15 protein-coding genes and 1 tRNA gene are annotated in these 17,609 nt (G+C 68.7%); 7 read left to right on the top strand and 9 right to left on the bottom strand.

The window, feature by feature from the left end; translation table 11 throughout:
• Positions 1-497: 497 nt before the first annotated feature.
• The gene (locus HQ306_RS20740) at positions 498-821 is read right to left on the bottom strand and encodes a WhiB family transcriptional regulator (protein ID WP_027506681.1); all 324 of its coding nucleotides are present in this window, start codon (positions 819-821) and stop codon (positions 498-500) included.
• Positions 822-1,106: 285 nt separating this feature from the next.
• Here HQ306_RS20740 and HQ306_RS20735 point away from each other — a divergent pair, with 285 nt between their 5' ends.
• Positions 1,107-3,476 (top strand): transglycosylase domain-containing protein, encoded by a 2,370-nt coding sequence (locus HQ306_RS20735; protein ID WP_308115528.1) that lies wholly within the window; start codon positions 1,107-1,109, stop codon positions 3,474-3,476.
• A gap of 30 nt (positions 3,477-3,506) precedes the next feature.
• On the opposite strand, the gene HQ306_RS20730 is transcribed toward HQ306_RS20735, so the two are convergent.
• Entirely contained in the window at positions 3,507-3,980 is a 474-nt protein-coding gene (locus HQ306_RS20730; RefSeq protein WP_027506679.1) for a GatB/YqeY domain-containing protein, read from the bottom strand.
• 75 nt (positions 3,981-4,055) lie between these two features.
• Between HQ306_RS20730 and HQ306_RS20725 the strand changes: the two genes are divergently transcribed.
• The gene (locus tag HQ306_RS20725) at positions 4,056-5,021 is read left to right on the top strand and encodes a metallophosphoesterase (protein ID WP_051613580.1); all 966 of its coding nucleotides are present in this window, start codon (positions 4,056-4,058) and stop codon (positions 5,019-5,021) included.
• A 36-nt stretch (positions 5,022-5,057) separates the two neighbouring features.
• A tRNA-Pro gene (locus HQ306_RS20720) sits at positions 5,058-5,131 on the top strand.
• A gap of 69 nt (positions 5,132-5,200) precedes the next feature.
• On the opposite strand, the gene HQ306_RS20715 is transcribed toward HQ306_RS20720, so the two are convergent.
• From HQ306_RS20715 to HQ306_RS20690, 6 genes are all read right to left on the bottom strand, one after another.
• Positions 5,201-5,566, bottom strand: coding sequence for a DUF1330 domain-containing protein (locus HQ306_RS20715; RefSeq protein ID WP_222633326.1), 366 nt, complete (start codon positions 5,564-5,566; stop codon positions 5,201-5,203).
• 48 nt (positions 5,567-5,614) lie between these two features.
• Entirely contained in the window at positions 5,615-7,081 is a 1,467-nt protein-coding gene (locus HQ306_RS20710) for a mannitol dehydrogenase family protein (protein ID WP_222633325.1), read from the bottom strand.
• Positions 7,082-7,188: 107 nt separating this feature from the next.
• Positions 7,189-8,157 carry an ABC transporter substrate-binding protein gene (locus HQ306_RS20705; RefSeq protein WP_027506674.1) on the bottom strand — a complete coding sequence of 323 codons (969 nt, stop codon included), beginning with the start codon at positions 8,155-8,157 and terminating at the stop codon, positions 7,189-7,191.
• 72 nt (positions 8,158-8,229) lie between these two features.
• Positions 8,230-9,327 (bottom strand): ABC transporter permease, encoded by a 1,098-nt coding sequence (locus HQ306_RS20700; RefSeq protein WP_222633324.1) that lies wholly within the window; start codon positions 9,325-9,327, stop codon positions 8,230-8,232.
• The gene (locus HQ306_RS20695; RefSeq protein ID WP_027506672.1) at positions 9,324-10,103 is read right to left on the bottom strand and encodes an ATP-binding cassette domain-containing protein; all 780 of its coding nucleotides are present in this window, start codon (positions 10,101-10,103) and stop codon (positions 9,324-9,326) included. The genes HQ306_RS20700 and HQ306_RS20695 overlap by 4 nt, the downstream gene beginning before the upstream one ends.
• Positions 10,100-10,858 (bottom strand): nucleoside/nucleotide kinase family protein, encoded by a 759-nt coding sequence (locus HQ306_RS20690; protein WP_222633323.1) that lies wholly within the window; start codon positions 10,856-10,858, stop codon positions 10,100-10,102. The genes HQ306_RS20695 and HQ306_RS20690 overlap by 4 nt, the downstream gene beginning before the upstream one ends.
• Before the next feature lie 369 nt (positions 10,859-11,227).
• On the opposite strand from HQ306_RS20690, the gene HQ306_RS20685 reads away from it, so the two are divergent.
• Both HQ306_RS20685 and HQ306_RS20680 read left to right on the top strand, forming a co-directional pair.
• Complete coding sequence (locus HQ306_RS20685) at positions 11,228-11,968, top strand: SDR family oxidoreductase (protein ID WP_027506671.1); 741 nt, start codon at positions 11,228-11,230, stop codon at positions 11,966-11,968.
• 40 nt (positions 11,969-12,008) lie between these two features.
• Positions 12,009-13,019: a LacI family DNA-binding transcriptional regulator gene (locus HQ306_RS20680; protein WP_027506670.1), complete on the top strand. Its 1,011-nt coding sequence runs from the start codon at positions 12,009-12,011 to the stop codon at positions 13,017-13,019.
• On the opposite strand, the gene HQ306_RS20675 is transcribed toward HQ306_RS20680, so the two are convergent.
• Complete coding sequence (locus HQ306_RS20675) at positions 13,008-14,225, bottom strand: HAD-IA family hydrolase (RefSeq protein ID WP_222633322.1); 1,218 nt, start codon at positions 14,223-14,225, stop codon at positions 13,008-13,010. The genes HQ306_RS20680 and HQ306_RS20675 overlap by 12 nt on opposite strands.
• 23 nt (positions 14,226-14,248) lie before the next feature.
• Between HQ306_RS20675 and HQ306_RS20670 the strand changes: the two genes are divergently transcribed.
• Together HQ306_RS20670 and HQ306_RS20665 are read left to right on the top strand one after the other, a co-directional pair.
• Entirely contained in the window at positions 14,249-15,331 is a 1,083-nt protein-coding gene (locus tag HQ306_RS20670) for a LacI family DNA-binding transcriptional regulator (protein WP_222633321.1), read from the top strand.
• A 2-nt stretch (positions 15,332-15,333) separates the two neighbouring features.
• On the top strand, positions 15,334-17,601 hold the full coding sequence (locus HQ306_RS20665; protein ID WP_261770368.1) for an FGGY family carbohydrate kinase: 2,268 nt from the start codon (positions 15,334-15,336) through the stop codon (positions 17,599-17,601).
• The last annotated feature ends 8 nt before the right edge of the window (positions 17,602-17,609 follow it).

The raw sequence follows: 17,609 nt of genomic DNA, 5'->3' as shown, positions 1-17,609 counted from the left end.
TCAACGGTCACGGTGAGACGGTGTCAATCGACGTGCGAGACACCGAAAAGCGAACCGCGAGGGACGGGCCGACACACGGACCGGGCGCGGCCGGGGCACCTAACGCCGGGTCCGATTCGGTGCCGGGCACGACCGGCGCGGCGGCAGGCGAGCGGGCGCCCCCACGGTCCGCGTCGGCGACGGCGCAGGTCAGAGCGTGGAAAGCCTTCCCGCGCGGGCGCGGCAGCCGAGCGACCGTGCGTCACGCTTCTTCCGATACGACCGATTCCGTTGTGACGCACACAGACTCGATGGAGGTCCGATTCGTCCGCGCTGTCGCGTGTGGTCGATCGACACGGGCGGGCGTGACAGACACCCCGCGCCCCGGACGGGTCCCGACGCGTCGTCGGGCGTTCACGAAGAGTTCATGCGGTGCGACGAGAGATCTCCCACCGCGAATCGGACATCGCGGTGGGAGATCACAGGAACCGTGGCCGGTCGCCCGGCGGCGGCGTGGGTCAGACGGCCGACTGGTGGTGACGCTGGGTCTCGAAGAACTCGGCCCAGGAGTCCACCTCGGGGTGCTGCTTGATCAGGGCCCGGCGCTGACGCTCTGTCATGCCGCCCCAGACGCCGAACTCGACACGGTTGTCGAGGGCGTCCGCTCCGCACTGCATGAGCACGGGGCAGTGACGGCAGATCGTTGCGGCCTTGCGCTGCGCGGCGCCGCGGACGAACAGTTGATCGGGATCCACTCCCCGGCATCGCGCCTGCGATACCCATGCGATGCGCGCTTCGGCTTCCCCGATGTCGAGCGCTGCATTCGGCGTTCCTGTGTGCATTCGTTGACCCCTTACCGTCGGCGAACACCGTTTCCCTGGCGTTCCGGGCGTCCCACCCGCCGACGCAGCTCACGCTGCACAGCGAACTGAGGAGCACCCCACTAACTGATGTGATTGTTATCTGAATCACATCCTGTCCATCAATGTAGGGGAAAGGCCGCGCGGGAAGCAAGGTGGGGGATCACTTTTCTGGTACGCCCGTGTGATCGGTCACATCGGAGCAGGTCAGCCGTCCACATGTCCGGTACGGGCTGTGTCCCGGAGGAGCCACGTACTCTGTTGTTCGTGCCGATCGCCAAGACTGTCGCCAAACTCGCCGGGTGCTCCGCCCTGGCCGGCGCGCTGCTCGCCGGAGTCATGTTCCCGCTCGCCGGCGGGTTCGGATTCGCGTCCAACCGCGCCGCCGACACCGTGGACAACGTCTCCGCGGAACTCGTCGAGGGAACGGTGCCCGCCGTGTCCACGATGGTGGACTCCGCGGGCAACCCCATCGCGTGGCTCTACGAGCAACGACGCTTCGAGGTGCCGAGCGACAGCATCTCCAACGAGATGAAGCTCGCCATCGTCTCCATCGAGGACCGCCGGTTCGCCGAGCACGAGGGCGTCGACTGGCAGGGCACGGTGCGCGCCTTCCTGACCAACACCACCAGCGGACAGGTGGAGCAGGGCGCGTCCACCCTCGATCAGCAGTACGTGAAGAACTACCAACTGCTCGTCGTCGCCAAGACGGACGCCGAACGCCGCGCCGCCATCGAGACCACTCCCGCGCGCAAGATCCGCGAGATCCGCATGGCGCTGACGCTGGACAAGCAGCTGACCAAGGACGAGATCCTCACGCGCTACCTCAACCTGGTGCCGTTCGGTAACTCGTCCTACGGCATCCAGGACGCGGCACAGACGTACTTCGGCATCGACGCGAGCCAGCTGAGCCTGACGCAGGCGGCGATGCTCGCGGGCATGGTGCAGTCCAGCTCCGCCCTCAACCCGTACACCAACTACGACGGCGTGATGGCGCGACGGAACACCGTTCTCGACACGATGATCCAGAACATCCCGGACCGCGCGGCGGAGATCGAGGCCGCCAAGGCCGAGCCGCTGGGCGTGCTGCCGGAGCCCAACCAGTTGCCGCGCGGCTGCATCGCCGCCGGTGATCGTGGCTTCTTCTGTGACTACGCGCTGCAGTACCTGGCCGATGCCGGCATCAGCAAGGACCAGGTGGACAAGGGCGGTTATCTGATCAAGACCACTCTCGACCCGGCCGTGCAGTCCTCCACGAGCGCCGCCCTGTCCGGGAACAGCAGCCCGGATCTCGACGGTGTCGCGACGGTCATGAACGTCATCGCGCCGGGGCAGGACTCGCACCGCATCCTCGCGATGGGGTCGTCGCGGCGCTACGGCCTGAACGGCGACGCCAACGAGACCGTCCAGCCGCAGCCGTACTCCCTGGTGGGCAGCGGTGCCGGGTCGATCTTCAAGATCTTCACCACCGCCGCCGCGATGGAGAAGGGCCTCGGCACGTCCGCGGTCCTGCAGGTGCCCAACCGCGTCGAGGTCAAGGGACTCGGCGACGGCGGTGCGCGCGGGTGCCCTCCCTCGACGTACTGCGTGACCAACGCCGGCAACTACCCGCAGTCGCTCTCGGTGACCGACGCGCTGGCACAGTCCCCCAACACCGCCTTCGTGAAGCTGATCGAGTCGGTCGGCGTCACCCCGACGGTCGACATGGCCGTCCGCCTGGGCCTGCGCTCGTACACGCTGCCCGGCACAGCCGGCCAGGGCACCGACCAGAGCCTCGCCGACTACCAGAAGGAGGCGAACCTCGGCTCCTTCACGCTCGGACCGACGTACGTCAATCCGCTGGAACTGTCCAACGTGGCCGCGACCCTCGCGTCCGGCGGCAAGTGGTGCCCGCCCAACCCGATCGACAGCGTCTTCGATCGCAGCGGCAAGCAGATCCCCGTCACGCAGCAGGCGTGCGAGCAGGTCGTGGAGCCGGGACTGGCGAACACACTGGCCAACGCGATGAGCAAGGACGATCAGCCCGGCGGCACGTCGGCGTCCGCCGCGAGCTCGGTGGGCTGGTCGCTGCCGATGTCCGGCAAGACCGGCACCACGGAATCGCACCGGTCCTCGGGATTCCTCGGATTCACGAACCGGTACGCGGCCGCCGCCTACACCTACGGCGATTCCCCGACTCCCAGCGAGATCTGCTCGTTCCCGCTGCGCCCGTGTGGTTCGGGCAACCTGTTCGGCGGTAACGAGCCTGCACGGACCTGGTACGACGCGATGGATCCGGTGGCCACGAACTTCGGCGACGTCGGACTCCCGGCCGTCGACCAGAAGTACGTGCGCGGATCGGCCAACGGCCAGGTTCCCGACGTCACGGGCCTGACGCAGAACTCCGCGACCTCGCAGTTGCAGGCCGCAGGGTTCCGCGTGCAGGTGGCGACCACCGCGTCGTCGGAGGGTCGGGGCACCGTGGTCAGCACGTCACCCTCGGGTTCCGCCATTCCGGGATCGACGGTCACGATCTACATCAGCGACGGGTCCGTCCGGGCGGCACCGGCGGCACCCGCGCCGGGGATCCAGCTCCCGGCGTTGCCGCCCGGGGTCACCCTGCCGGCGATCCCCGGGCTGACGGCACCGCCGCGCTAGCTGCGGCAGTGCCGTGCGGCGGCGAGTGCCCTACAGCCGAGCCTTGACCGCGGCCGAGATGCGGGAGCCGTCGGCCTTGCCGGCGGCGATCGCCGTGGCGGCCTTCATGACCTGTCCCATCTGTCGCATCGCCGGGCGCTCACCGAGTTCCTCGGCCACCTGCGCGATGGCCGTGTCGGCGACGTCGGCCAGTTCGGCGTCGGTCAGCGGCGTCGGCAGGTACTCGTCGATGATCTGCGCCTCGGCACGCTCGGTGGCGGCGAGTTCACCGCGCCCGTTCTGGGTGTAGATCTCGGCGGACTCGCCGCGCTTCTTCGATTCCTTGGCCAGCACGCGCAGCACGTCCTCGTCGGTGAGCTCGTGTGCTTCCTTGCCCGACACCTTCTCGGTCTGTACCGCCGACAGCAGCATTCGCAGCGTCGCCGTCCGGAGCTTGTCCTTCGCCTTCATCGATGTCGTCAGATCCGCCCGCAGGCGCTTTTCCATGTCACAGTTCTCGGCCATGTCGGAAACGGTACTGTCGACGAGGTGTCCGGTACATCAGCGTTCCCCCGTCGCTCGGCGCACTCGTTCCCGAGTCTGCAGTCGGCCGCGCGTTCTCTCGCCACTCCCGGAGGGATCGCGGCTCTCGCCGCGGGATCGGCGGCGGTGGGGTTGACCTACGCCACGGCCATCGAGCGGAACGCCTTCGCGCTGCGGGAGACCACCATGCCGGTGCTCGCCCCGGGGTCGTCGACGCTGCGTGTCCTGCACATCAGCGACCTGCACATGATGCCGGACCAGAAACTCAAGCAGAACTGGGTGCGTGAGCTCGATCGGCTCGAACCCGATCTCGTCGTGAACACCGGCGACAACCTGTCCCACCAGCGGTCGGTGCCGGCCGTGGTGCAGTCGCTCGGGTCGCTCCTCGGTCGGCCAGGGCTGTTCGTGTTCGGCTCGAACGACTACTTCGCGCCCGTGCCCAAGAACCCCCTGAAGTACTTCTCGAAGAATCACAAGAAGGTGTTCGGGAACCCGCTGCCGTGGCAGGACCTGCGGGCGGCCTTCACCGAGCGGGGGTGGATGGACGTCACCCACGTCCGCCGCGAGCTCGAGGTGTCCGGCGTCCGGATCGCGACGGCCGGGGTGGACGATCCGCACCTGAAGCGTGATCGCTACGACACCATCGCCGGCGCGCCGAACCCCATCGCCGACGTGAGCATCGGCATCACCCACTCTCCCGAACCGCGCGTGCTCGATCGCTTCGCGGCGGACGGATACGACCTGGTGCTCGCGGGACACACCCACGGCGGCCAACTGTGCCTCCCGTTCTACGGCGCACTGGTGACCAACTGCGAGCTCGACCGCTCTCGCGTCAAGGGACCCTCGCGCTGGGGTGCCCACACCCGACTGCACGTCTCGGCCGGACTCGGGACGTCGCCGTATGCGCCGTACCGCTTCTGCTGCCGTCCCGAGGCAACCCTGATCACCCTCGTTCCGGCGAAGCGTCCGCCCAGGACCTCACCCGAACAGGGCGTTTCGCGTTCCGAAGCCATGGTGCGATAGAGTTGCAGAGCTGCCCTGACGGGGAGTGAACGGCCACGGGGTGTGGCGCAGCTTGGTAGCGCGCTTCGTTCGGGACGAAGAGGTCGTGGGTTCGAATCCCGCCACCCCGACTCGTGGTTGAGACACGAAGGAAGGCCCTGCACCGGGATGCCGGTACAGGGCCTTCCGTCATGTCGGGGTCAGGGCCAGGGGACCGTGGCCTGCAGAACCGCTTCCTGCAGCGCAGTCGTGCGGAGCTCCGTCACCTTCTGATACTCCGGATCGGCCACCATCTCGCTGAATGCCGTTCGCGAGGGATAGCGGACGAGAAGCACCGCGTCCCAGCTCTGTCCGGTCTCCGCGACGAGCGTTGTCGAGCCGTCGCCCGCGAACAGGACCTCGCCCCCGTGGCGGGGGAGGAAGGTCTCGTCGAGCTCACGCGCGTAGTCCGCGTACGAGTCCCGACCACCCTCCGCGAAGCGGAGGAGGTCGAGCATCACCACCGGTCCCCCGGGATCGTCTTCCAGGAAACGCTTCAGGTCTCTTCCACGAGGATCGATGGCCATGTCTCCAGTATGAGAGACACTCGCCGTCGGAACAGCCGAATCCCGGCGTCAGACCGGTGATGCCACGAGCAGCCGGACCGTCCCGATCGGGCCGTCGTCCTGCAGCCGACGCTTCGCGCGCTGGTACGCCACGCGCAGTCGCACGCTCGTCGTCAGGTCCCCGAAGACGTCGAGTTGGGCCAGGAACGCACCGGGGCTGTCGTGGTCGGCCCGCGCCAGTGCGCAGAGCTGATCCGCCGCCCGGTCGGGCAACGCCACTCCCCCTTCGATGCATGCGCACCACGCCGCGAGCATCAGTGCCGCGTGATCGATCGACCGGTCGTCGCGCAGTCTGTCCCGCACGACGGGCAGGACGAACTTCGGGATGCGCGACGTCGCGTCGACCACCTGACGCGCCACCGTGTCCTGCACGGCCGGGCTGCCGAAGCGTGCGAGCAGATCGTCGATGTACGTGTCGAGGTCCACGCCGGGAACGAGTCCCACGGTGGGCGCCGCCTCGTGGCGCATGTACGAGGCCACGAAGGCCCCGAGGTCGGGGTCGGCCATCACCTCGTGCACGAACGTCTTCCCGGCCAGCACACCGAGGTACCCGAGCATCTGATGGGAGGCGTTGAGGAGTCGGAGCTTCATCCGCTCGAACGGCACGACGTCCGTGACCACCTGGACGCCCACGTCCTCGAACGGTGGCCGCCCGTCGGAGAAGTCGTCCTCGAGAGCCCACTGCGCGAACGATTCGGACCGCACCGGCCAGGCGTCGTCGATGCCCGTCCGGCGGCGCACCGAGTCGATCACGGCCGGCGACGTCGCAGGGGTGATCCGGTCCACCATGGAGTTCGGGAACGCGACGGAGTCGTCGATCCAGTCGGCGAGCGCGCCGTCGTGGTGACGGGCGAACGACACCAGCGCGGCACGGGCCACGGCACCGTTTCCGACGATGTTGTCGCACGACATGACGGTGAACGGCGCGGTGCCCTCGTCGCGGCGACGGCGGAGTGCCACCGTGAGGAACCCGAGGACGCTGACCGGCGCGTCGAGAGACATCAGGTCGTGGCGCGTGGCGTCGTCCCGGGGATCGAAGGCACCGGTCGCGTCGTCGATGCCGTAGCCCGACTCGGTGATGGTGAGCGAGACGATGTGCGTGGTGGGTGCCGCGAGCGTCGCGACGACGAGATCCGGGTCGTCCGGCGCGTAGAGGTAGCGGGCGATGGACCCCACGATGCGGGTGTCCTCCGCGCCGTCCGGATGCACCGTGCTGAGGGTGAAGAGCTGGTCCTGGGCAGCGGCGGTGTCACGCGCCGCCGCGTCGGCGGGCATGACACCGACACCGCAGATCGCCCAGCCGAGGTGCCCCGCGGCGAGCAACCGGTCGACGTACATCGCCTCGTGCGCTCGATGGAAGGCGCCGACACCGATGTGGACGATGCCGCACACCAGGGTCGAGCCGTCCACTCGATGACGCGGAACCGTCACACCCGCAGGCGGTGCGGTGAGGGCGTCCTGGATCGAGATGGTCACGGCAGCGGTGCCTTTCGAGTGGTACGACGTGGAACGCGGTGGCGCTCCCGTTCACCGGGATCGAGCCGGTGAGACAGAAGAGCGCCACCGCAGTTGGGGACGGCCGGTCAGCAGGCCGACTTGTACACGTACTGCGCGCCGTCGCCGTCGATCGTGTCCGCGGTGATGACGTGGAATCCGGTGGAGATGTCCTTCTCGGTGGGCTCGTCCTCGAGCGAGGCGACGGCCTGCTCGACGCCGTCGGTGCCGATGGTGGCCGGCTGCTGGGCGATGAGCGCCTGGACCGTTCCCTCGCGGAGCTGCTTCACCTGGGCGGGGCCGGCGTCGAAGCCGACGATCTTGACCTGCTCCTGCTTCCCGGTCTGGCGGACGCCGGTCGCGGTGCCCTCCGCGGCGAAGGTGTTGGTGGCGAAGACACCGACGATGTCGGGGTCCTTGGCGATGGCGGCGGAGATCAGACGAGCGGCCTCGGCCGGATCGTTGTGGCTGTACTGCACTCCGAGGTACTGGAAGGCCGAGTTGCCCGCGGCCGCATCCTCGAATCCCTTGACGCGGGCGTCGGTGGTGGAGACGCCGGGGTCGGTGGAGATGACGATGACCTTGCCGCCGTTCGGGTTCAACCCCTCGATCGCGTTGAACGCCTCGGCGCCGCCGCCCTCGTTGTCCGACGAGATGGCCGACACGGCCTTCGACGGATCCTCGAGCGTCGTGTCGACGAGGACGACCTTGATTCCGGCCTGCGCGGCGGCGTCGAGCGGTGCCTGCATCGCGGACACGTCGGTGGGGGCGATGAGAATCGCGGCGGGACGAGAGGCGACGACCGAATCGACGATCGGCTTCTGCAGGGTCGGGTCGAACTTGGCGGGACCCTGGACGTCGACCGTGTAACCGGCGGCCTGAGCGGCGTCCTGGATGCCGCACTGCATGCTGATGTAGAACTCGTCGCCGCTGACGCCCTGGATGAACGCGAGCTTCTTCTCACCGCCGCCCGAGTCGGACGAACAGCCGGCGAGCACGAAGGTGGAGAGTGACGCGGCTGCCAGCGCAGCGGCGGCGACGGTCCGGGATGTACGCATGGGTGAGTGATCTTTCCGGTAGGCCGAGCGTGGTGAGTGGAGTGTGCGATGAGGCCGAGCGACGGTGGTACGTCAGGGGTTTCGAGCCCACAGTCGTTTCAGTGAGGACGTCGACGCCCCGCGGGTGGCGGCGGCTCGGCGGCGTTGATCGAAGTACACGGCGGCGATGAGCACGGCACCGACGGCGACCTGCTGCCAGAAGGGCTGCACACCGACGATGACGAAGCCGTTCTGGAGCACAGCGGGAATGAAGAGTCCGATGACGGTGCCGAACATGGTGCCCACACCGCCGAAGAGGCTGGTGCCGCCGATGACGACCGCGGCGATGACGTTGAGGTTGGTCTGCGACTGGCCGGCGATGGCCGTGGTGCCGTACTGCGAGAGCGACAGGATGCCCGCGAGACCGGCGAGCGTGCCGGACAGCGCGTACACCTTGATCAGGTGCAGGTCGACCTTGATGCCGACGCGCCGGGCGGACTGCTCCTTGGACCCGACAGCGAAGGTGTGCAGGCCGAACCTTGTGCGATGCAGCACGATACCGAACACGATGACGAACACCAGGGCGATGAAGGAGATGAGCGGGATGGTGGTCGCGGGCACGTTGCCGTAGCCGATCGTGTCGACCAGCACCGGCGGCACGTCGCGGATGTCGACACCACCGGTGATGACCTGGGCGAGACCCAGTGCGCCGCCGAGCGTACCCAGCGTCGCGATCAACGGAGGCACCTTCGCGATACCGATGAGGAACCCGTTGAGCAGCCCCCACGCCAGCCCGCAGGCGACGGCCACGAGGATACCGATGACGGCCACACTCCAGCCCTCGCCGCCGACGGCCCGCATCACCTTCGCGGCGACGACGCCGGAGAAGACGAGGACAGAGCCGATGGAGAGATCGATACCGCTGGTGACGATGACGAACGTCATCCCGATGCCGAGGACGGCGAGGATCGAGACGTTCTGGATGATCTGCCGGATGTTGCCCCACTCGGGGAAACTGTTCGGCGCGAGAATCGAGAACAGGATGCTGATCGCCAGCAGCACGATGACGATCTGGAACACCTGGACACGGGCGAGGCCGGCGAGGCTGCTCCGTAGATCGAACGAGCTGCCGTTCGACGACGGTTCGGGGGCCGAGGATCCCGCTGATCTCGGCAAGGTCTGATTGCTCATCTCGCGGCTCCCACCGTCGCGCCGGTCATCGCGCCGACGAGTGCTTCCATGGTCGTGTTCTTGGCATCGAGCGTCGCGACGCGCTTGCCCAGGCGCAGCACCTGGACGCGGTCGGCGACCTCCATGACGTGCGGCATCGAGTGGCTGATGAACACCACGGCGACGCCCTTGTCGGCCACTCGACGAATGGTGTCGAGCACGTTGCGGGTCTGGACCACGCCGAGTGCGGCGGTGGGTTCGTCGAGGAACACCACACCCTTGGCCCAGGCCACGGCGCGGGCGATGGCGATGGCCTGCTGCTGGCCACCGGACATGGCTCCGACCGGATCGGTGAGGCTGCGGACGGTGGCCCCCAGTTCGTCGAGCGCCGCACGCGACTGCGTGCGCATCTCGGCCGTGTTCAGGAAGCCGAGCTTGCCCAGCAGGCCCGCCGCGGGAATCTCGCGCCCCAGGAACATGTTCTGGGCCGCGTTGAGGTGCGGAGCGAGCGCTAGGTCCTGGAACACCGTCTCGATGCCCAGATCTGCTGCTGCGGTGGGGTTGTCCAGGTCGACGGTCACGCCGTCGTAGAGGATCTCGCCGGAGTCCAGCGCCAGGCTGCCGGACAGCGCCTTGACCATCGTCGACTTGCCGGCGCCGTTGTCGCCGATGAGTGCGACCACCTCGCCCGCGTAGATGTCGAAATCGGCGTCGTCGAGCGCGCGCACGTTCCCGAAGCTGCGGGAGAGCCCGCGTGCCTCGAGGACGGGCGTGGCGCCGTCGGGGTGGTTGCTCATGAGAGCTCCTCGGATGAGTCGGTGTCGCGTGATGAGTCGGTGTCGTGAGCGGGTGCGAGAAGCGGGTCGTTCGGCACCTCGATGATCAGGTCGGCGCGGCGGGCCGCCGCGGCCACGATCTCCGCGTTGCGGAGGTCGACGTCGCGGGTCCACTGCTCGGCGTCCGCACGCGACTTGCCGTGGTGTCGGTGTCGGGCCACGAGTCGTTCCGCGCGCACCGTCGTCGGAACGTCGAGGTACCAGACCTCGTCGAGCTCCGAGCGCACCGCGTCCCACCCGCCGTCGTCGAGCAGGAGGTAATTGCCCTCGGTGATCACCATCGCGGTGTCGCGCTGCACGGGGACGGCGCCGGCGATCGCGGCCTCGATCGACCGCTCGAACCGCGGTGCGTAGATCGTCTCCGCCGTCTGGTTCCGCAGGCGGCGCAGGAGCGCGACGTATCCGTCGACGTCGAAGGTGTCGGGCGCACCCTTGCGTCCACGGCGCCCGAGCCGGATCAGCTCCTCGTCGGCGAGGTGGAACGCGTCCATCCCCACCAGCGTGGAGTCGGTACCGAGTTCCGCCTGAAGCAGTGCGCAGAAGGTCGACTTGCCCGCGCCCGGTGCACCGGTGACACCCAGCAGCCGGCGACCGCCGGATCCGTCGCGCAGCACGGACGCCAGGTGGCTCACCATCTCGGTGAGATCGGCCGGCGCGTAGCGCCGACGGTCCTCGCGGCCGTCCGGCGTGCCGGCGTCGTTCGAAGCTGCGTACATGTCCGTCCCTCGTCGAATCGCGGAACTCGATCGACCCGACCATCGTGGGGGCGGGTCGTCGTGCGGCCCGAGCCGCATCGCGATGCGGATCAGTGTGACCCACGCAACTCGCCGTGTCACGCTTTTCGCGAAAATTCATGTCACCGGTGACATGGGCACCGATCGGTCGAGCCTCCCCGATTCGTGGAGAACACTCCCGAGAGAAGGATCAGCGCAGTTCAGCGATGTTTCTCGGCAATCGGGCGCAGAATTGCACACGGTGACGTACGGTCCGTGTCATCGATGTCATGGACCACCGCAACGGAGGTCATGACATCGATGACATCGCATCACCGCCACACCCACGACTCCCCAGAAGGCAGAACCGACATGTCGCAGAGTTCCCCGTCGAAGTTCAGCGGCCGCACGATCCTCGTCACCGGGGCCAGCGGCGGTATCGGCGCCGCCACAGTGCGGCGCCTCGTCGCCGACGGCGCCGACGTCATCGCGTCCGGACGGAACGAGGCCGCGCTCGCTGCTCTGCAGGAGGAGACCGGCGCACGTCCGCTGCCGTTCGACCTCACGTCGGAGGACAGCATCCGTGAGGCCCTGTCGGGCCTCGAGCTCTACGGCGTGGTCAACTGCGGCGGCTTCGGCGGCGAGATCGCCACCCCCCAGGACACCGACATCGACATCTTCGACAAGGTCATCTCCATCAACGCGCGCGGCAGCCTCCTCGTCATCAAGTACGCGGCTCCCGCGATGATCGCCGCCGGAGCCGGGGCCATCGTCAACGTCTCGAGCCAGGCATCGCTCGCAGCGCTCCCCGGACACATCTCGTACGGATCCTCGAAAGCGGCCCTGGACAACATCACTCGCGTCGCGGCACTGGAACTCGGGAAGCACGGCATCCGGGTCAACAGCGTCAATCCCACCGTCGTCATGACGGAGATGTCCGCCTTCTACTGGGGGCGCCCGGAGATCGAGGGCCCGTTCCTGTCGCAGATGCCGCTCGGTCGGTGGGCCACCGAGGCCGAGATCGCGGCCCCCATCGCGTTCCTGCTCAGCGACGACGCCTCGATGATCACCGGGGTGTCTCTTCCGGTCGACGGCGGGTACACCAGCCGCTGACCCGTCATACTGTCCCGGCACGTACGAAGAAGGTGGCCCGATGACCACGATGCAGGATGTCGCGACACTGGCCAACGTCAGCGCGAAGACGGTGTCCCGTGTCTACAACGACGATCCGCACGTCGATCCCGAGACTCGCGCTCGGGTCAACGCGGCGCTCGAATCGTTGAACTACGTTCCCAACACCATCGCGACGTCGTTCCGCGCCGGCCACACCGGTGCCATCGGGGTCGCCGTTCCGGACATCGACGATCCCTTCTTCGCGTCGATCGCGCGTGCGGTGGAGAACCGAGCCCGGCTGCACGACATGGCCGTCATCATGACCAGCCTCGGTCACGACGCGTCCCTCGAGAGCTCACTGGTGGAATCGCTCTTGCGCAGACAACTCAGCGGCCTGGTGATCGCGCCCATCGGTACCGACCACGCCTATCTCAAGCGGTGGGCCGAGCGCACCCCCACCGTGTTCGTGGACCGCGCGCCCTCCGGGCTCACCGCCGACACGTTCGTCGACGACGATCACGGCGGTGCCTGGACGGCCACCACCCATCTTCTCGATCGGGGCCACCGGCGCATCGCTCTGGTCGGCGACGACATCTCCATCAGCACCGCGTTCAACCGCCTCTCCGGGTATCGAGATGCGCTGGAGAGCAACGGGATCGAGTACGACGACACGTTGGTCGTCACCGGAGTCCTCGGCCGCGATCAGGCACGGGAGGCGATGCGCACACTGCTCGACTCCTCCGCGCCGCCCACGGCGCTGTTCCTGTCCAACGCCCGCACCGCGATGGCGTGCGTGCCCGAACTGCAGAAGCGCGGAGCGACGCGCCCCGCGTACGTCGGCTTCGGCGACTTCCCGCTGGCCGACGCTCTGTGCCCGCCCGTCACCGTGATCGACCAGAACCCAGCCGAACTCGGGCTCCAAGCGATCGATCGCATTCTCGGACGCATCGAGAACCCGCGCCGGCGTTACCGCCGCCGCAACGTGCTCGGAGTCGAGCTGATCGAGAGGGAATCGTGCACGCTCCCCGACGGCGCCGCGTCACCGCAGTGACACGGTGACGCCTCCCTCGGCGAGGGTGACCGTCAGCTGATCCAGGGTGTCGACCTGCAGGTCCGCGTCCAGGTCGGCTCGGTCGTGCGTGCCTCCCACACCGATCACCGTGCAGCCCGCGGCCCGTGCCGATCGCACTCCGGCGGGCGCGTCCTCGACGACCAGGCAGCGGCTCGGATCGATCCCGAGCGTGCGCGCCGCGAGGAGATAGGGCTCCGGGTCCGGCTTGCCGTGTGCCACGTCCGCAGAGGTCACCATCGCGGTGGGTGCGGCCAGACCCGCCGCTGCGAGACGGGCGTGCGCCACGGGGGGGGCACCCGACGTCACGATCGCCACCCGCGAGGCGGGCAGTGCCGAGAACAACTCCAGCGCACCGGGAGTGGGGACCACGTCGGCCACGTCGCGGGTCTCCAGATCACCGAGCCGCAGCGCCGCTGCCGGCCCCTCCACGTCGCCGAGAAGCAGCGCCATCGACTCCGCCGCCGTCATTCCGTGCGCGATGTCCGCGACCGCGAATCCGTACTCGCCGCCTACCTCGGCCCAGCACCGCGCGACGGCCGCCGTGGAGTCGACGAGAGTGCCGTCGAGGTCGAACAGCATCGCGTCGAACATCCGCCCGACGACACCACCCCGGTCCGCGGGCGGGGACACCAGTCCCTGCGCCCGGCGGACACGGAACAGTTGCTGCGCGGTGGTCAGAGACGCGTCGACGCGCAGATGCGGGACCGTGGGGCTCGAGTGCGGCGTGTCGGCGCGGTGGCGATCCCGGTCCAGACCGCGGTCCGCGCGGCGCCGGGCGAGCAACGCCTCGCTGCCGTCGACATGGACGACGACCACCGGCGCAGGGGCCACGGACTCGAGAAGAGCCGCCCACTCGTCACCACCCTGCAGTTCGCGGGTGAACGGCGCGACCATCACGGACCGCACGCCCACCGACGTCAGTTCTTCTGCGACGGAACGCATCACGGCATATCGACCGGCACGGATCAGGGGCGCCGCGTCGCCGGAGTCGTTCCAGTGTCCACTGCCCAGCAGCGGACTCAGCACGTCGAGCAGCGGCGCCGTCAGGGTGTCGAGGTCGAGCAACGGCGCTGCGAGATCACGGGCGACCGCTGCTCCGAGGGTCGACTTGCCACTGCCGGCGACCCCGGCGATCACCACGTGCGGGCCGCTGTTCCACGCGATCTCTTGACAGGAGGTGTGCACGATGACGATCATAGAAGACAACGTTGTCTCGCAGCAATGCCGGACCGTCACCCACCCTCTATCGAGAGTTCTCCGTGACCCACCGCGCCAGCATCAAGGACGTCGCCGCACTGGCAGGCGTCAGCTTCAAGACTGTCTCGCGCGTGGTCAACGGTGTCGACACGGTGCTCCCCGAGCTGCGCGAGCGCGTCGAAGCGGCGGTGGCGGAACTGAACTACGTTCCCAACTCCGCCGCACGATCACTGAAGTCCGGATCCGGCACCACCATCGGCATCGTGGTCGACTCCATCGACGACATCTTCTTCGCCTCCCTGGTACGCGCGATCGAGGAGCGTGCGCTCGATCGCGGCATGGGAGTCATGGTCGGCAGCACCGGGTTCGATCCCGAGCGCGAACTGTCGCAACTCACCCGCCTCGCCGGTCAACACGTGCGCGGCATCGTGCTCGCCCCCGTCGGCGATCACTCGTCGTTCCTCACCCCGCGCCGCCACACCCTGCCGGTGGTGACCGTCGACCGCTCGATCCCGGGTTTCGACTCCGTCACCGTCGACGACTACTCGGCGGCTCGACGCGCCGTCCGGGTGCTGGTCGACGCGGGGCACCGGCGGATCGCCCTCGTCGGTCACGATGCGCGACTGCAGACGGCGCAACGTCGACGCGACGCGTACGTCGACGTCCTCACCGAGCACGGTCTCAGCGCCCCGGGCGACGGCATTCCCGAAGTGGCGCCGTCACCGGACGCGGTGCGCCCGGTGGTGCTCGACCTGCTCGCCCTTCCCGAACCCCCCACGGCGCTGTTCGTCTCCAACGCCCGCCACGCCAGTGCCGTCGTGTCGGTCCTGCACGAGATCCACCGCACGGACGTGGCCATGGTGTCGTTCGGCAGCTTCGCTCTCGCCGACGCCGTCGATCCGCCCGTCACCTGCATCGACCAGAACCCGTACGAGATCGGAGCCGCGGCGTTCGACCGTCTGCTGCTGCGCTTCGACGATCCCACCCTCGACGCCGTGGCCGGCCTCGCCGACACGACTCTCGTCGAGCGCAGCTCGCATCTCGCTCCCCCGAATCGACAGTCCCCCAGCGCTGGAAAGCGGTACCGCCCGTGAGCATGTCCCTCGTCGCCGGTCTCGACCTCGGCAGCACCGGAATCAAGATCCTCGTCAGCGACTCCTCGGGTTCCGAGGTCCTGATCGAGCAACTCGCCACTCCCTGGACGCACGGGGCCGGCGGTACCACCGACATGGCGGCGGACGATCTCCTCGACACCGTGCGTCACCTGGTGGAGATCGTCGCGCGCCGACTGCCGGACGTCACCGGTGATCCGAACGCCCGGCTCGATGCCGTCGCCGTCTCGGGCATGGGCGAGACGGGCTTCCTCGTCGACGCAGGGCTGGAGGTCGTGGCGCCGTCGTTCGCGTGGTTCGACCCGCGCGGCGGGGAGCAGGTCGCCGCCCTACCCGAGCCGCTGCGGGCCGCGTTCGCAGCGACCACGGGAATCCCTCTCGGGGTGCAGGTCTCGGTCGCGAAGATCCTGCATCTGCAGTCCGGCGGACTGGACCTCACCGGACTCCGATGGCTGGATCTGCCCGCGTTCGTCGTCGCCGCTCTCGGCGGACGGGCTGTCAGCGAGTACTCGCTGGCGTCGCGAACGGGGCTGCTCGACCAGGACACCGGCGCCCCCTGGCGGGACATGCTGGCGCACCTCGGTGTCGACGACACCTTCCTCCCGCCGCTCGTCGCTGCCGGCACCGCACTCGGATTCGCCTCGGCGCCATGGCTTCCCGAGCTCGTACGCGGGGCCGCCCTCACGGTCGCGGGCCACGACCACCTCGTGTCCGCGGTGTCCGGCGGCGACATCGCCGACGACACCTACCTCGTCTCGATGGGTACCGCGGAGGTGTTGTTGCGCGTCCTGGACACGCCACCGTCCGCGGCCAGTCGCGCGCGACTGGCCGAGCACCTGATCAACTCGGTCCGCCACGTCGTGCCCGGCAAGTACGTGCTGGTGGCCGGTGTGAAGTCGGGACTGCTCATGCGCCGCGCACTGCAGTTGTGCGACATCACCGATCGCGCCGGGCGGGACGGGCTGGACCAGCGCGTGCAGGCACTGCCGTCCGCGGGATCCGTCGCCGAGGGTGGTGTCACCGTCTCCGGTGCACGCAACGACGACGGTGTGCTCGCACTGACCATCCGGACCGACGGGGTGGACGCCGCCGAACTCTTCCGCGCCGTGCTGCTCCACGGGAACGACGAGGTGGCCCTGCTGGTCGCCGCGCTCGACCGTGAGGTCCCGCCCGCACGGCGCAGCATCCTCACCGGTGGCTGGGCGAGCATGGCCTGCGTCCGCGACGCCCGCGCCGCCGTCCTGCCCGACATCACCACCTCCGGCCGAACACAGGACACCGCCTACGGCGCAGCCCTGTTCGCCTCCAGACTGCTCGACTCGAGCGACCGAACCCCACCTCGCACCACCGACAGGAGCTCCGACATGAACGACCTCACCACACTGGAACGACGCGGCATGGCCGCCATCTCCACTGCGAACGGCAACATGCTGATCGTGGCCGGCGACCAGCGCAACGGCATGAAGGCCGTCATGAACGACGCCCCGGACGGTCCGGACTCCATCTCGAAGGGTCAACTCGCCGATGCCAAGAACGATCTCGTGAAGTACCTCGGCAACCACGCTCCCGCCATCCTGCTCGACCCGGAGGTGGCGCTCCCCCGCGTCGTCGACGAGGGCACGTTGTCGCGGGACACCGCGCTCGTGGTCGGGATGGACGCCTCGGGATTCGAGACCGTGGACGGCCTGAAGTTCACCCGCTTCGTCGACGGCGTCACCCCGCGCGTGGTGCGCGATCTGGGCGGCGATGTCGCGAAGATGTTGTGGTACATGCGCCCCGACCGTCAGACGGCGGACTCGCGGGTCGGCCAGGAGATCGCCGAACTGGTGAAGGCGTGCTCGGCCGAGGGTCTGCTGCTGATCGTCGAGATCCTCACGTACCGGCTCGAGGGCGAATCGGCCGTCGACTACGCGGAGCGCTTCCCGTCCCTCGTGGCCGAGTCCGCCCGCATCTCCGTCGAGTGCGGTGCCAAGGTGCTCAAGCTGCAGTACCCCGGATCGGCCGAAGCCTGTGCCGCCGTGACCGCCGCCGCGAACGGCGTGCCGTGGGCCGTCCTGTCCGCCGGTGTGGATCACGAGACGTTCATCGAGCAGGTGCGCACCGCCGTGGCGAACGGCGCCAGCGGCGCGATGGCGGGTCGCTCCCTCTGGAAGGACAGCATGGCCGTCTCGGCCGACACCCGTGAGCAGCTGCTGACGGACCGCGCGCTGCCGCGCCTGCGCGAGCTGGCCGAGGCCGTCGACAACCGCTGACCCACACG

The sequence above is a fragment of the Rhodococcus sp. BP-160 genome (assembly GCF_019836205.1).
Taxonomy (GTDB): domain Bacteria; phylum Actinomycetota; class Actinomycetes; order Mycobacteriales; family Mycobacteriaceae; genus Rhodococcoides.
The sequence above is the reverse complement of the archived record's forward strand: the minus strand, read 5'-3'. Positions and strand labels throughout refer to the sequence as shown.

Excerpts from the sequence above, each read along its gene's own strand:
- HQ306_RS20700 (WP_222633324.1), bottom strand. The coding sequence starts at position 9,327 with ATGAGCAATCAGACCTTGCCGAGATCAGCGGGATCCTCGGCCCCCGAA.
- HQ306_RS20695 (WP_027506672.1), bottom strand. The coding sequence starts at position 10,103 with ATGAGCAACCACCCCGACGGCGCCACGCCCGTCCTCGAGGCACGCGGG.
- HQ306_RS20715 (WP_222633326.1), bottom strand. The coding sequence starts at position 5,566 with ATGGCCATCGATCCTCGTGGAAGAGACCTGAAGCGTTTCCTGGAAGAC.
- HQ306_RS20685 (WP_027506671.1), top strand. The coding sequence starts at position 11,228 with ATGTCGCAGAGTTCCCCGTCGAAGTTCAGCGGCCGCACGATCCTCGTC.
- HQ306_RS20690 (WP_222633323.1), bottom strand. The coding sequence starts at position 10,858 with ATGTACGCAGCTTCGAACGACGCCGGCACGCCGGACGGCCGCGAGGAC.
- HQ306_RS20730 (WP_027506679.1), bottom strand. The coding sequence starts at position 3,980 with ATGGCCGAGAACTGTGACATGGAAAAGCGCCTGCGGGCGGATCTGACG.
- HQ306_RS20740 (WP_027506681.1), bottom strand. The coding sequence starts at position 821 with ATGCACACAGGAACGCCGAATGCAGCGCTCGACATCGGGGAAGCCGAA.
- HQ306_RS20705 (WP_027506674.1), bottom strand. The coding sequence starts at position 8,157 with ATGCGTACATCCCGGACCGTCGCCGCCGCTGCGCTGGCAGCCGCGTCA.
- HQ306_RS20665 (WP_261770368.1), top strand. The coding sequence starts at position 15,334 with ATGTCCCTCGTCGCCGGTCTCGACCTCGGCAGCACCGGAATCAAGATC.
- HQ306_RS20680 (WP_027506670.1), top strand. The coding sequence starts at position 12,009 with ATGACCACGATGCAGGATGTCGCGACACTGGCCAACGTCAGCGCGAAG.